At 66.9% G+C, this 12,992-nt stretch carries 14 protein-coding genes; 4 read left to right on the top strand and 10 right to left on the bottom strand.

Annotation, left to right across the window (positions count from 1 at the left end; translation table 11 throughout):
- Positions 1-2 precede the first annotated feature (2 nt).
- From ACLD0W_RS05780 to ACLD0W_RS05770, 3 genes are all read right to left on the bottom strand, one after another.
- Positions 3-650, bottom strand: a complete 648-nt coding sequence (locus ACLD0W_RS05780; protein WP_410306528.1) for a thiol:disulfide interchange protein DsbA/DsbL — start codon at positions 648-650, stop codon at positions 3-5.
- Positions 651-833: 183 nt separating this feature from the next.
- A complete protein-coding gene (locus ACLD0W_RS05775) occupies positions 834-1,487 on the bottom strand; it encodes a c-type cytochrome (RefSeq protein ID WP_410306527.1) in 654 nt (217 codons plus the stop codon).
- A 24-nt stretch (positions 1,488-1,511) separates the two neighbouring features.
- Positions 1,512-1,808 carry a c-type cytochrome gene (locus ACLD0W_RS05770; protein ID WP_204426595.1) on the bottom strand — a complete coding sequence of 99 codons (297 nt, stop codon included), beginning with the start codon at positions 1,806-1,808 and terminating at the stop codon, positions 1,512-1,514.
- 179 nt (positions 1,809-1,987) lie between these two features.
- On the opposite strand from ACLD0W_RS05770, the gene yihA reads away from it, so the two are divergent.
- Positions 1,988-2,623 carry a ribosome biogenesis GTP-binding protein YihA/YsxC gene (yihA, locus tag ACLD0W_RS05765; protein ID WP_410306526.1) on the top strand — a complete coding sequence of 212 codons (636 nt, stop codon included), beginning with the start codon at positions 1,988-1,990 and terminating at the stop codon, positions 2,621-2,623.
- Positions 2,624-3,152: 529 nt separating this feature from the next.
- Here the strand turns inward: yihA and ACLD0W_RS05760 are convergent.
- The 7 genes from ACLD0W_RS05760 to ACLD0W_RS05730 all read right to left on the bottom strand — a co-directional run bounded on the left by ACLD0W_RS05760 (position 3,153) and on the right by ACLD0W_RS05730 (position 9,832).
- The gene (locus ACLD0W_RS05760; RefSeq protein WP_410306525.1) at positions 3,153-3,485 is read right to left on the bottom strand and encodes a Na+/H+ antiporter subunit G; all 333 of its coding nucleotides are present in this window, start codon (positions 3,483-3,485) and stop codon (positions 3,153-3,155) included.
- A gap of 13 nt (positions 3,486-3,498) precedes the next feature.
- Positions 3,499-3,768 carry a K+/H+ antiporter subunit F gene (locus ACLD0W_RS05755; protein ID WP_410306524.1) on the bottom strand — a complete coding sequence of 90 codons (270 nt, stop codon included), beginning with the start codon at positions 3,766-3,768 and terminating at the stop codon, positions 3,499-3,501.
- A complete protein-coding gene (locus ACLD0W_RS05750) occupies positions 3,762-4,247 on the bottom strand; it encodes a Na+/H+ antiporter subunit E (protein WP_410306523.1) in 486 nt (161 codons plus the stop codon). Before ACLD0W_RS05750 ends, ACLD0W_RS05755 begins: the two co-directional genes overlap by 7 nt.
- Positions 4,244-5,725, bottom strand: coding sequence for a monovalent cation/H+ antiporter subunit D (locus ACLD0W_RS05745; RefSeq protein WP_410306522.1), 1,482 nt, complete (start codon positions 5,723-5,725; stop codon positions 4,244-4,246). Before ACLD0W_RS05745 ends, ACLD0W_RS05750 begins: the two co-directional genes overlap by 4 nt.
- On the bottom strand, positions 5,725-6,060 hold the full coding sequence (locus ACLD0W_RS05740; RefSeq protein ID WP_410306521.1) for a Na+/H+ antiporter subunit C: 336 nt from the start codon (positions 6,058-6,060) through the stop codon (positions 5,725-5,727). The genes ACLD0W_RS05745 and ACLD0W_RS05740 overlap by 1 nt, the downstream gene beginning before the upstream one ends.
- Positions 6,060-8,858, bottom strand: coding sequence for a monovalent cation/H+ antiporter subunit A (locus ACLD0W_RS05735; protein WP_410306520.1), 2,799 nt, complete (start codon positions 8,856-8,858; stop codon positions 6,060-6,062). Before ACLD0W_RS05735 ends, ACLD0W_RS05740 begins: the two co-directional genes overlap by 1 nt.
- A 209-nt stretch (positions 8,859-9,067) precedes the next feature.
- Positions 9,068-9,832, bottom strand: coding sequence for an ATP-binding protein (locus ACLD0W_RS05730; protein ID WP_410306519.1), 765 nt, complete (start codon positions 9,830-9,832; stop codon positions 9,068-9,070).
- Positions 9,833-9,972: 140 nt separating this feature from the next.
- On the opposite strand from ACLD0W_RS05730, the gene ACLD0W_RS05725 reads away from it, so the two are divergent.
- Genes ACLD0W_RS05725 through ACLD0W_RS05715 form a run of 3 tightly spaced genes read left to right on the top strand, consistent with a single transcriptional unit; the run spans position 9,973 to position 12,992 of the window.
- The gene (locus tag ACLD0W_RS05725) at positions 9,973-10,230 is read left to right on the top strand and encodes a hypothetical protein (protein WP_410306518.1); all 258 of its coding nucleotides are present in this window, start codon (positions 9,973-9,975) and stop codon (positions 10,228-10,230) included.
- The gene (locus tag ACLD0W_RS05720; RefSeq protein ID WP_410306517.1) at positions 10,231-11,568 is read left to right on the top strand and encodes a DUF2868 domain-containing protein; all 1,338 of its coding nucleotides are present in this window, start codon (positions 10,231-10,233) and stop codon (positions 11,566-11,568) included.
- Complete coding sequence (locus tag ACLD0W_RS05715; protein ID WP_410306516.1) at positions 11,565-12,992, top strand: GTPase/DUF3482 domain-containing protein; 1,428 nt, start codon at positions 11,565-11,567, stop codon at positions 12,990-12,992. Before ACLD0W_RS05720 ends, ACLD0W_RS05715 begins: the two co-directional genes overlap by 4 nt.

Genomic DNA, 12,992 nt, shown 5'->3' with positions numbered 1-12,992 from the left:
GCCTATTTGCTCTCTTTCGCAACCAGATAATCGATGACGTCGAACATTTCCGCGTTGCTCTTCAGGCCTTCGCGCAGCACCAGGTACTTGCCGTTGACCACGAAGGACGGCACGCCGCGAATCTCGTGATCGCGGGCCAGGGCGTCGCCCTGACGCAGCTTGGTGGAAACGCCGAAGGAGCCGTACAGCTGATTGAATTCATCTTTGTCGACGCCGTACTTGGCGAAGAAATCCGCCAGCGCGGTGGGGGTGAACAGCGGCTCCCGGTGCTTGTGGATGGCGTCGAAGATCGGCTTGTGCACCTCGCCCACCATGTCCAGCACCTCGGCCACGTAGTAGGCCCGGGCCAGCGGCTCGGCATTACGCAGGAAGGTCACCGGGGTACGCACGTAGTCCACGTTTTCCGGCTTGTTCTCCAGCCAGTCGTCCACCAGCGGTTCCAGAGCGTAGCAATGGGGGCAAATGTAGGAGAAGAACTCCCGCACTTCCACCTTGCCGGGCTCGGCCACGTTACCCTGGGTGTCGAGCACCTTGTAATGGGTCCCTTCCGCGTAGCGAGCGTGATCGCCACCGGATTCCGCCGCCACGGACGTACCGGCCAGAACCAGCCCCACCAGCAGCGCCATCGCCGTCATCAGCTTACGCAGCATGCAATTCTCCTTGTTGTCCACTTGGTCCACTCTGTGACCGCGCGGGGCGGCAAACGCTCCCGGCGGCACGATCTTTCATTATGACGCCATAGGCGGGCTCTTGCCCACGGCGGGTTTTCGTAAAAATCGTGCAAAAAAAAGGCAGCCATCGGCTGCCTTCTTTCGATCGGACCAGCGCCGCGATTACTCCGCCGCGGCCTGATCCTCGGACAGACCCGCCACGAAGCTGGCCACCGCCTTGATCTGAGCGTCGCTCATCTTGCCGGCCACGGTGCGCATCATCGCCTGCGGATCATTGTCACGTTTGGCCATATCGCCGATGGACTCGTTGCCGGCGGCGCGGAACGCCTTCAGCTGCGCTTCCACATAGTCGGCGTGCTGGCCGGCCAGGGCCGGGAAGCCGGCGGCGTCGATGCCCTGACCCGCCGGGCCGTGACAGCCGGCGCAAGCAGGGACGTCCTTGCTCACGTCACCGCCCCGGTAGAGGCGCTCGCCCTGCTCCACCCAGTCGGCGCTGGCCTGACCGGTGGTGATCTCCTGCTCGGCGAAATAGGCCGCCAGGTCCTGCATGTCCTGGTCGCTCAGGTTCGCCACCTGGCCCTGCATGATGGCGTTCTCGCGGGCACCGGATTTGAAGGCGTGGAGCTGTTCCACCAGGTATTTTTCACCCTGGCCCGCCAGGCTCGGGTACATGCCGGACGGAGAATTGCCGTCGGGGCCGTGGCAGGCGGCGCAGGGCTGGGATTTTTCCTTGCCGGCTTCCGGATTACCCTGCGCCAGCGACAACGGAGCGACCGCCAGGGCGGTCAGCAGCACGATCAGCTTGAAACACTTCATGGCCTTTCCTTCAAAAACAGCGACTTACTTCGACATGTATTCGATAAGAGCGCGGTATTCCTCGTCGGAGCAGTCCCCGCACATGCCACCGGGCGGCATGGCGTTGTAGCCCTCTTTGACATGCTTGACCAGCGTGTCCATGCCTTTCTCGAGGCGCGGTTTCCAGGCGGCCTGGTCACCGGTCTTGGGGGCGCCGGCGGCACCGCTGGAATGGCAGTAGGTACAACTTTGATCGTACCGTTCCTTGACGGCGTCGGCCTGGACGCCGGAGGTCAGGCTCAAGGTAAACACCAGGGCAAGCCCTGCGATCAAACCTTTCATGCGGTATCTCCCCGTGGAGCTGGCGACATGCTGGCTTTTATTCTGCGTTGAGTTCCTGTAGAACGTCGGCCACGCGGCGAACGCGCGACGGCGCGCATTATATACCAGAGGTCCGCTCCCGTCATATGCCTTATTAAGGGTGCGGGTTTTCCGCCCTCCCGGACCATAGCGAGACCACCATGCCCCAGGATCCCACCCAGCGCCTGCTGCACCAGGCCCAGTTTCTGAAGAGCGCCCAGACCGTCGAGCAATGCCCGCCGGACGAGGGGTTCGAGGTGGCCTTTGCCGGGCGCTCCAATGCCGGCAAGTCCAGCGCCATCAACCGGCTCACCGGACAGCGCTCCCTGGCGCGCACCTCCAAGACCCCCGGTCGCACCCAGCTGCTCAACTTCTTTGAGCTGGACGAACAGCGCCGCCTGGTGGATCTGCCCGGCTACGGTTACGCCAAGGTGGACAAGCAGACGCGGATGCAGTGGCAGCGCCACCTGGACGACTATCTGGCCCGCCGCCGCTGCCTCACCGGGCTGGTGCTGCTGATGGACATCCGCCACCCGCTCAAGGAATTCGACCGGCTGATCCTGGACTGGTCCGCCCAGGCCGGCATGCCCCTGCATCTACTGGTCACCAAGGCGGACAAGCTCAAGTTCGGCGCCGCCAAAAGCACCCTGCTGCAGATCCGGAAGACCCTCAAGGACCACCCGGCGCCGCTCACGGCCCAGCTGTTCTCCGCCACCGCCGGCACCGGCTGCGACGAAGCCTGGGCCCGCCTGGGCGACTGGCTGCGGGTGCCGCCGGACGAAAACCCCTCCGCCTGACCCGTTCTGTCACACGTTCGACGTTTTTCGGCACTATATTGATGCCCGTCAACTCGCCCCCGCATCGAACCGGGACAATGCAAACCATTGATTCCAGGGCACTTTCGTTCGATGTGCGCCTTGATGCCGGGCGATGACCGAATAACGGCACGGCCTTTGCACTACTCATTACGTAAGAAAGAAGGAAAGGGGAAAAGCCCGGCCCGGAGCCGGCACCTGCTTTTCAGCAGGCAAAAAAAATCCCTGGCAGCAAGTGGGGGGAAGGGAACGACTGCGCTGCCAGGGAGGCTTGCCGCCCCGGCCTCCTGGGGGAGAGGCCGGGGTGTCCAGAAGCTACGAACCGGTGAGGGTACTGGGGGATCGGGGGTACCGGTCCGTAGCCATTAGTTAGGACTGGCCGCCATTCAAAAAAGTTTCCCGGTGGTTTCACCTTTTACAAATTTGATCTTTCTACTCAATTTACGCCTCGGCGCGCTTCCGCGCCATCCTTTCCGTGGACCGGCCCCGAGGGCCGGTTTTACTGTTTCCTTCACTGCTTCCAGGGCCGACCGCGGGTGTCTTCCCGGCGACGCAGCTGCCGGTGCATGGCCGCCTTGGCCAGCATATGGGCGGACACCGGCGCGGTGATGAACAGGAACAGCACGATCAGCAGCTCCTGGAGCTGCAGGGCCTGCTCCTGCCAGGAAAAGAACAGCAGGGAGGCGAAGATGGTGCCGCCCACGCCCAGGGTCGACGCCTTGGTGGGGCCGTGCAGGCGCAGATAGAAGTCGGGCAACCGCGCCAGCCCGAACGAGCCCACCAGGGCGAACACGCCGCCCACCAGAATGGCGGCGCTGACCAGAAACTCAACCAGAGTGTCCATAATCTCCTCCCGCCTACTCGATGATGTCGCCACGGGTCATGTATTTGGCCACCGCCACGGTGCTGACGAAGCCGATCAGGGCGATCAGCATGCCCGCCTCGAAATACAGCTTGCTGTCGTTGGCGATGCCGTACAGAACGATCAGGGCGATGGCATTGATGTACATGGTGTCCAGGGCCAGGGCCCGGTCCGGCAGGGTGGGGCCACGCAGCAGCCGGTACAGATTAAGCACCAGGGCCACCACGATCAGGCCGAAGCCGATGGGCAAAGCGATCTCTAGCATTCGAAAATCTCCTTCAGTGGCCGCTCGTAGCGCTGTTTGATCTGCGCCACCAGCTCCGCTTCGTCGTCCATGTCCAGGGCATGGATCAGCAGCGTGCGGCGGTCCTCGCTGACGTCGGCGCTGACCGTGCCCGGCGTCAGGGAAATGGTGCTGGCCAGCAAGGTGATGGCGAAATCGTCCTCCAGCTCCAGCGGCATCTCCACGAACGCGGGCCGCAGCTTGCGCGGCGAGCCCAGGATCAGCCGCGCCACCGCCAGATTGGCGGTGAGGATGTCCCAATGCACGACCAGCACGAACCGCACCAGCTTGGGAAAATTGCGCAGGTGCGGCACGTTCGGCCAGAACGGCCGGGTGCCCAGCGGCAGCACCACCGCCAGCACCAGCCCCAGCAGCCCGTGGCCCCAGGAGAAACCGTTCAGCAGCAGCCAGGTGAGCCACAGAAACAGGCTCAGCAACGGAAACGGCAACAGTTTTCTCATGCCCCACCTCCCAGCACCGCATCGATATAAAGCTGCGGCTGAGCCCATTGCGCCGCCACCGCCACGGTGGCCTCCAGTACCGGTTCCGCCCAGATCGCCAGCGCCGGCGCGGCGGCCAGCAACAGCACCGTGGCCAGCAGCCGGACCCGGTCCAGGCGCCGTTCCGCGCCGTCGCCGGTGGCGCGCCAGAACAGGGTGGAGCCGGCCCGGCTCAACCCCACCAGGGCAAGCAGGCCGCCGCTCAGCAGGAACAACCAATAGAGCGGCGCCGGCACGGTTTGCAGCAACGCCACCTTACCCATGAACCCGGACAGCGGCGGCAGGCCGATCACCGCCACCGCGCCGACAAAGAACAACAGGCCCAGACCGGCGCGCCCGGTGGGGGCCGGGCCGGCCACCAGCTGGTCGCCGAGCTTGCCGCGCCCGCGCGCCACCAGATCGGCCAGCAGGAACAGGCCGCCGCTGACCAGGGTGGTGTGAATCAGGTAGTACAGCATGGCGCCGAACGACTCCGGCGAGCTCCAGGCCAGCCCGGCCATCAGGGTGCCCACCGACATCACCACCATGTAAGCCACCATCTCACCGAGGCGGCGGGCGCCGAGCACGCCGATGGAGGCCAACGCCAGGGTCAGCAGCGCCATCACCCACAGGGCGTCGCGGCCCAGGCCGGCCAGGGCACCCTGCTCGAAAGCCAGCCCATAGATCCGGGCCACCGAGTAAACGCCCACCTTGGTCATGATCGCGAACAACGCCGCCACCCCGGCGGTGGCGTTGGCATAGGTGGCCGGCAGCCAGAAATAAAGCGGGAACAGCGCCGCCTTGAGCCCGAACACCACCCACATCAGCAGGCCGGCGACCCGGGCCAGCTCCAGCGCGCCACCGTCCAGCTGGTTCACCTTGACGGCGAAGTCGGCCATGTTGAGGGTGCCGGTGGTGCCGTACACCAAGCCCAGCGCCACCAGAAACAGGGCGGAGCCGATCAGGTTGAGCACCACGTAGTGGATGCCGGCGCGCACCCGCGCCGGGCCCCGGCCGTGCAGCGCCAGCCCGTAGGAGGCGATCAGCAGCACCTCGAAGAACACGAACAGGTTGAACAGATCGCCGGTCAGGAAGGCGCCGTTGATGCCCATCAGCTGCAACTGGAACAAGCCGTGGAAATTGGCGCCTTTCTTATCGTCGGCGCGACAGGCATAGAGCAGCGCCGGCACCGCCAGCACCGCGCACAGCAGCACCATCAGGGCGCTGAGTTTATCGAGCACCAGCACGATGCCGAACGGCGCCGCCCAGTCGCCCAGGCGGTAGACCTGGATCTCGCCGCCGGCGGCCTGCTGGTACAGCGCCCAGGCCACCGGCAACAGCGCCAGCACCGAAAGCATGCCGGTAAAGCGACGCAGCGGCTGACGCTCGCGCACTTCCAGCAACAACAACATGCCAGCGAAGGCGGGGATCAGAATCGGCGCGATGATCAGATGTTCCATCAGGCCTTCCCTCCGTCGTCGCGCTTGCCGTCCACGTGGTCGGTGCCGGTTTCACCCTGGCCGCGCAGGGCCAGCACCACCAGGAAGGCGGTCATGGCGAAGCCGATGACGATGGCGGTCAACACCAGCGCCTGGGGCAGCGGGTCGGAGGCCGGCCCGTTACCGACAATGGGCGGCTGGTTCAGCGCCAGCCGGCCGGAGATGAACACGAACAGATTGACCCCGTAGCTGAGCAGAGTGATGCCCAGAATCACCGGGAAGGTGCGCGCGCGCAGCACCAGGTAGACGCCGGTGCCCACCAGCACCGCGATCATGACGGCGACCATGGCTTCCATCAGGCACCCTCCTTCGCTTTGTCATCCAGCAGGGACAGCTTGCCCAGATTGGCCAGCATCAGCAGGGTGGCGCCGACCACGGTGAGGAACACGCCGATGTCGAACAGCAGCGCGCTGGCCACCTCGAATTTGCCCACCAGCGGCCAGTGCAGGTAATCGAAGGTGCTGGTCAGGAACGGGTGGCCGAAGAACCAGGAGGCCACGCCGGTGATCCCGGCCAACAGCAGCCCCACCGCCACCACCGGGTGGTAATCGCCGGGCATGCGCCGGTGCACCCAGGCCACCCCGGACGCCACGTACTGCAGCAATAGCGCCACCGAGGTGATCAGCCCGGCGATAAAGCCGCCGCCGGGCAGGTTGTGCCCGCGCAGGAAGATGTACACCGAGATCAGCAGCGCCAGCGGCAACAGCGGCCGGGAAATGGTCACCAGCACCAGGGGGTGGGCGTCCCGGGCCCAGGGCCGGCCCAGCGAATCGCTGGGCGCGGAGCGCAGGTCCAGGTCGCGCAGCATGGCATAGATGCCCATGGCGGCGATGCCCAGCACGGTAATCTCGCCGAAGGTGTCGAAGCCACGGAAGTCCACCAGGATCACGTTGACCACATTGGTGCCGCCACCACCGGGCTTGGCGTTTTCCAGGAAGTAGCCGCTGATCGATTGGAAGTCGCTGGTCATCATGGCGAACGCCATCACCCCGACGCCACCGCCGATGATCACCGACAGCAGCAGGTCACGGAGGATTCGTGGCCAGCCGGACTCCATGCGCGTGCGCACCGGCAGAAAGTACATGGCCAGCATCAGCAGCAACAGGGTGACGACTTCCACCGACAGCTGGGTCAGCGCCAGGTCCGGCGCCGACAGCCGCACGAACGCCAGCGACACCACCAGGCCGACCACGCTCAGGGACATGATCGCGGTCATCCGATGGCGGTGCAGAATAGCGGTGATCAGCGCCGCCACCACCAGCATTACGCCGGCCAGCAGCGACACGCCGTCCAGCGGCAACAGGGCCCGCTGCCCGTCCAGCACCGCCGGCGACAGATGGACCAGCAGCACCAGCGCCACCAGCGTCAGCAGCCAGGCCGCGTAGCTTTGCAGGGAGCCGTTGCGCAGAAAGTCACTGAGCGTCGCAGCGGCACGGGCCAGGCCCTGGATACGGCGCTCGAAAATCAGGTTGGCGTTGATCTCCGGCAGGCGTGCGTACTGTCTGAACAGCCAGTTCCGGGAGCTGTAGACCAGCACGCCACCCACCAGCGCCACCACGCTCATCATCAACGGCAGATTAAAGCCGTGCCAGATCGACAGGTGATACTCGGGCAGCTCGCCGCCCAGGGTGGCGGTCGCCGCCACCGCCAGCAGGCCGGCCACGGTGATCGAGGGCAGCACGCCCACCGCCACGCACAACGCCACCAGAATCTCCACCGGCACCTTCATATAACGGGGCGGCTCATGGGGCGGAAACTTAGGCAGATTGACCGGCTCGCCGTTGAAGAACACGTCGTGGATAAAACGCGCCGAGTAGGCCACCGAGAACACCCCACCCAGGGTGGCGCCCAGCGGCAGCACCCAGCTCATGGCGCCAAGCCGGCTGGACTCCAGGGTCTCGGCGAAGAACATTTCCTTGGACAGGAAGCCGTTGAGCAGCGGTACCCCGGCCATGGCCGCCGACGCCACCATGGCCAGCACCGCAGTGTAGGGCATGTATTTCCACAGCCCGTTGATGCGGCGCATGTCGCGGGTGCCGGTCTCGTGATCGATGATGCCGGCGGCCATGAACAGGCTGGCCTTGAAGGTGGCGTGGTTGATGATGTGGAACACCGCCGCCACCGCCGCCAGTTCGCTGTTGAGACCGAACAGCAGGGTGATCAGGCCGAGATGGCTGATGGTGGAATAGGCCAGCAGCCCCTTCAGGTCGTGCTGGAACAGGGCGGCCGCCGCCCCCCACAGCAGGGTGGTCATGCCGGCCAGGGTGACCACGTCGAACCACAGATTGGTGCCGGCCAGCATGGGATAGAAGCGGGCCAGCAGGAAGACCCCGGCCTTGACCATGGTGGCGGAATGTAAGTAAGCGCTCACAGGCGTGGGCGCCGCCATGGCATGCGGCAACCAGAAGTGGAACGGGAACTGGGCGCTCTTGGTGAAGATGCCCAGCAGCACCAGGCCCAGAATCAGCGGGTACAGCTCGCTGGCGCGGATCAGATCACCGCTGGCCAGGGCGTCGCCGAGGGAATAGCTGCCCACGATCTGGCCAATCAGCAGCACCCCGGCGAGCAGCGCCAGCCCGCCCATGCCGGTGATGGTCAGCGCCATGCGCGCGCCCTTGCGGGCGGCGCTCTGGTGCGACCAGAAGCCGATCAGCAAAAAGGAACTGAGGCTGGTGAGCTCCCAGAACAACACCAGCAGCAGCAGGTTGTCGCTGGTGACCACCCCCAGCATGGCGCCCATGAACAGCAGCAGGAAGGCGAAGAAACGGCCCGCCTTCTCCTTGGCGGACAGATAATAGCGGGCGTACAGAATCACCAGCAGCCCGATGCCCAGCACCAGCAGGGCGAACAGCAGCGCCAGGCCATCCAGACGGAACGACAGGGCCAGCCCCAGGCTCGGCACCCAGGGCAGCGAGGCGTGGACCGTCTGGCCATCGAACACCTGCCCCGCCGGAGCGATCAACAACACCAGGGCCAGGGCCGGCATCAGGGCGGCGCTCAGCGACAGCACCGTGCGCGACGCGCGCAGGCGTTCGGCCAGGAGGGGCAGTGCCGCGCCGACAAAGGGCAGCAGTACCAGAACAGCGAGAGTCATAGAATTTCCGTTATCCGTCGCGGCAAAGCCGCTTTGAGCTTAACAGGTCGAGGCTCAGCGACAACGGGGCGGATCGGGGAAATAGGGGCGACGCCCGCGGCGGGGACAGTGCGCGGGCGTGATCATCATCCGGTTGTGGGGCGAACGGCGCTCCATGGATGGGACTCTGACGAAATGAACCGGCAGTATGCCACGAGTGCCGCGCCGTGTCAGAACTCGCCGATGAACTGGTTGTAAAACTGGCGCGCGGTACGCCCGGACCGCACGCCCCGCTCCATGGAGAAGCGGCGCGCGCGAATGTGCAGTTCATGACGGTCGGCCACCGGGCCGAACAGGTGGTCCACCATCTCGAAGTAGCGTTCCTCGTTGATCGGGTAGAAGCTCAGCGACAGCCCGAAACGGTCCGCCAGGGAGATCTTCTCCTCGACCACGTCGCCGTGGTGGATCTCGGTGCCCACCACCCGGCTCTGGTCGTTGTCCGACAGGTATTCGCTGACCAGATGGCGACGGTTGCTGGTGGCGTAGAGTTTGACGTTGGCCGGCGGCAGCTCCAGGGAGCCTTCCAGCACGCTTTTCAGGTGCTTGTACTGGTTGTCGCCGTCCTCGAAGGCCAGGTCGTCGCAGTAGATCACGAAGCGCTGGGCGCGCTCGCGGATGTCGTCGACGATTTCCGGCAGGTCGATCAGGTCGTGCTTTTCCACCTCGATCACGCGCAGGCCCTTGGGCGCGTAAGCATTGAGCAACGCCTTCACCAGCGAGGATTTGCCCGTGCCACGGCTGCCCCACAGCAAGGCGTGGTTGGCGGGCTTGCCGGCCAGAAAGCGTTCCGTGTTCTGGATCAGCTTGGCTTTCTGCGTGTCGATGCCGAGCAGATCGTCCAGGCGCACCGGATCCAGGTTGCGCACCGGCCGCAGCCGCTGCTGGCGTGGCCGCCAGATGGCCGCCACTTCGCTTCGCCAATCCACCTCGTTCATGATCCGCAATCCTCTTTGCCTGGGTATCGGGGCCCAATGATAAGGTCAACGGGCTTGTCTTGGCACCCGGGCGCAAACGGTGGCCCCAAACGTCCGCCCACGCGGTACCATGGATGCCTGATCGCAATAAGGAGAGTTCGATGCCCCGTTTCATGCCCCCGCTGCTGCTCGCACTGGCCGCCCTGGCCAGCGGCTGTGCCCAACAGCCCGCCGCTCAGTTGCCCGAGGAAGCCCGGGTCTGCCCGGATTCACGCCCGCAGATGTGCACCATGGAATACCGCCCGGTGATCGGCTACGACCGCACCGGCGAACCGGTGGGCAAATTCGGCAATGCCTGCCACGCCTGTGGCCAGGAAAACGTTCACTACACCCTGCCCGAGGGCAAGGAGCCGCGCTAATTGTCCTCGTCACCGCTGCGTCTGCTGCTGGACTTCGACGCCCAATACCGCCGTGATCGCGACCAGACGCCGGCGTTTCTGCATCGCCGGGACCGGCGCCTGGCGCTGGTGCGCGAGCAGGCCGGCGCCACGCCGCCGTCGCTGGCGGAATGGCTGCACGCGGTGGGCGACGGTCGCCACCACACCGCGCCCCTGCGCCACTGGCGCCGCCTCAACGGCGGCCTGGTGCTGGCCGGCGGTGTGCTCGGCGTGCTGACCATGCTCGGCCTGCTCTACGTGACCGGGCCGGCGCGCATCAATGTCACCCTGTTTCTGGCCCTGGTGCTGGTGCAACTGCTGCTGGCCCTGCTCACCGCCGGTCAGGCCCTGGCCGGCTGGCGCCCCTGGGGCGCGCTGTTGGACCGGTCCGACCCGGAGCAACCGGCGCCGGCGCTGCGGCCCCTGCAGCCGCAGCTGGCCGGACGGGCCGCCCAGGCCGGCGGCCTGGCCTTCGCCATCACCGCCCTGCTCACCCTGCTGGCGCAGATTCTGGTGCGCGACCTGGCGTTCGGCTGGAGCACCACCCTGCAAACCTCGGCGCCCGCCTACCATGGGCTGGTGGAGGCCCTGGCCTGGCCATGGCGCGACTGGCTGCCCGCCGCCGTGCCGGACCTGAATCTGGTGGCCCAGTCCCGCTATTTCCGCCTGGAAAACGGCCAGCCGGCGGACCCTGCCCTGCTCGGCGGCTGGTGGCCGTTCCTGGTGATGACCTGGCTCTGCTATGTGGTGCTGCCTCGCTTGGTCCTGCTGATGCTGGCCCAGGCCCACCTGCGCCACCGGGCCCGGCGCCTGCTCCGTGACCACCCCGGCGTGGCCGCCCTGCGCGAACGGTTCGTCACCCCCTGGGTGGACAGCGGCGACGACGCCCCCGCCGGCGTGCCGCTGACCACCCCGGCGCCATGCCCGGCCCCGGAACCGCCGCCGGATACCGGCACCCTGATCCGCTGGGCCGGCGCCGACGATCAAGGCCGGCTGCGCCCCCGGCTCGGCGAGGTCAGGGTGCTGGACGCCGGCGGCGCCGCCAGCCTGGAGCAGGACCGGGATACCCTGAACCGCGCCGACCGCGCCCGGCCGGTGGTGATCCTGGTGCGCGCCTGGGAACCGCCCACCGGCGATCTGGCCGACTTTCTCGACGACGCTCGTGCCCACTGGGGCGCGACCACGCCGATCCTGCTGCAGCCGCTGGCCACCGACGACCACGGCCTGGCGCCCTGGCAGCGCTTCGTGGCGCGCCGCCAGGACCCGGCGCTGCAACTGTGTCCGCCGCTGACCCCGGACCGGGAGCCCGCCGCGCCATGACCACCCCGCCCCGCTTCGCCGTGGTCGGCCACCCCAACAAGGGCAAGTCGAGCATCGTCGCCACCCTGGCCCAGAACGACGGCATCGCCATCGCCCTGGAACCGGGCACCACCCGGGACAGCCACCGCTATCCGCTGAGCGTGGACGGCCACGCTCTCTACGAGCTGATCGACACCCCCGGCTTCCAACGCCCGCGCAAGGTGCTGGCCTGGCTGCAGGCGCACAGCGCCAGCGCCTCGGACCGGGCCGACACGGTGCGCGCCTTCGTCACCCAGCACCGGGACGACCCGCGCTTCCACGACGAGTGCGAACTGCTCACGCCGATCCTGGACGGCGCCGGCATTCTCTATGTGGTGGACGGCGCCGTGCCCTACAGCCCGGAGCAGGAAGCGGAAATGGAAATTTTGCGCTGGACCGGCCGGCCCAGCCTGGCGCTGATCAACCGCATCGGCGAGGGCGATCATCTGGCCGATTGGCGCGCCGCCCTGGGCCAGTACTTTCAGATCGTGCGCGACTTCGACGCGGTCAACGCGCCCTTCGACACGCATCTGAGTCTGCTGCGCGGCTTCGGCCAGCTGGCGCCGGACTGGGAAGCGCCGCTGGAAGAAGCGGTGAACCACCTGCGCGACCAGCGCCGCCACCGCCAGCACCGCGCCCTGGGCCTGATCGCCGAAGCCCTGGCGGACATGCTCACCCACGCGGAAAGCGCCCGCTTCAACGAACACGACAACCGCGACGCCCTGGAGCACGACCTGGCCCGCCGCTGGCGGGACCGTCAGCGGCAACGCGAACAACGCCTGCGCCGGGACGTGGAAGCCCTCTACCGCCACCGCCACCTGCACCGCCGCGAACAGCAACTGGACTGGGACGCCGGCCACGACCTGTTCAGCGAACAGGCGCGCCGCGCCTGGGGCGTAAGCCGCACCTACCTGGCCACCGCCGGCTTCGGCGCCGGCGCGCTCGGCGGTGCCGGCATCGACGCCCTGGCCGCCGGCCATTCCCTGGGCACCGGCGCCCTGATCGGCGGCGTGCTGGGCGCCGCCGGCAGCCTCTATTACGGCGGCAAGTACGCCGACAAACTGGGCACCATGAAGCTGCTGGCGCCGCTGGCCGGCGGCGGCCGCCGGGCGGAATTCGGTCCGGTGCGCGACCCCCAGTTCGGCTATGTGGTGCTGGGCCGCGCCCTGGAGCACTGGTTTCAGGTCAGCCACCGCAACCACGCCGGCCGCGACCCGCTGACCCTGGACCACGGCGACCGCCACTGGCTCGAACAGCTGCCCCGCGGCGACCGCCAGCGCCTGCAAAAAGCCCTGCAAAACCCGCCCCGCCACCCCAGCGACGGCAAACGCCGCCAGGCCCTGGAACAGGCCGTGGAAAACGCCGGCGGCGCCTTTCTGGAATGGCGGGAAGGTGCGCCAACCTGA

Origin of the sequence: Alloalcanivorax sp. C16-1 (assembly GCF_046507805.1) — a bacterium.
Taxonomy (GTDB): Bacteria; Pseudomonadota; Gammaproteobacteria; order Pseudomonadales; family Alcanivoracaceae; genus Alloalcanivorax.
Note: the sequence above shows the minus strand (reverse complement) of the source record. Positions and strands in the feature narration are given on the sequence as shown.

Bases quoted from the DNA above. Each gene is read 5' to 3' on its own strand.
- ACLD0W_RS05780 (WP_410306528.1), bottom strand. From the start codon at position 650: ATGCTGCGTAAGCTGATGACGGCGATGGCGCTGCTGGTGGGGCTGGTT.
- ACLD0W_RS05775 (WP_410306527.1), bottom strand. From the start codon at position 1,487: ATGAAGTGTTTCAAGCTGATCGTGCTGCTGACCGCCCTGGCGGTCGCT.
- ACLD0W_RS05770 (WP_204426595.1), bottom strand. From the start codon at position 1,808: ATGAAAGGTTTGATCGCAGGGCTTGCCCTGGTGTTTACCTTGAGCCTG.
- yihA (WP_410306526.1), top strand. From the start codon at position 1,988: ATGCCCCAGGATCCCACCCAGCGCCTGCTGCACCAGGCCCAGTTTCTG.
- ACLD0W_RS05760 (WP_410306525.1), bottom strand. From the start codon at position 3,485: ATGGACACTCTGGTTGAGTTTCTGGTCAGCGCCGCCATTCTGGTGGGC.
- ACLD0W_RS05755 (WP_410306524.1), bottom strand. From the start codon at position 3,768: ATGCTAGAGATCGCTTTGCCCATCGGCTTCGGCCTGATCGTGGTGGCC.
- ACLD0W_RS05750 (WP_410306523.1), bottom strand. From the start codon at position 4,247: ATGAGAAAACTGTTGCCGTTTCCGTTGCTGAGCCTGTTTCTGTGGCTC.
- ACLD0W_RS05745 (WP_410306522.1), bottom strand. From the start codon at position 5,725: ATGGAACATCTGATCATCGCGCCGATTCTGATCCCCGCCTTCGCTGGC.
- ACLD0W_RS05740 (WP_410306521.1), bottom strand. From the start codon at position 6,060: ATGGAAGCCATGGTCGCCGTCATGATCGCGGTGCTGGTGGGCACCGGC.
- ACLD0W_RS05735 (WP_410306520.1), bottom strand. From the start codon at position 8,858: ATGACTCTCGCTGTTCTGGTACTGCTGCCCTTTGTCGGCGCGGCACTG.
- ACLD0W_RS05730 (WP_410306519.1), bottom strand. From the start codon at position 9,832: ATGAACGAGGTGGATTGGCGAAGCGAAGTGGCGGCCATCTGGCGGCCA.
- ACLD0W_RS05725 (WP_410306518.1), top strand. From the start codon at position 9,973: ATGCCCCGTTTCATGCCCCCGCTGCTGCTCGCACTGGCCGCCCTGGCC.
- ACLD0W_RS05715 (WP_410306516.1), top strand. From the start codon at position 11,565: ATGACCACCCCGCCCCGCTTCGCCGTGGTCGGCCACCCCAACAAGGGC.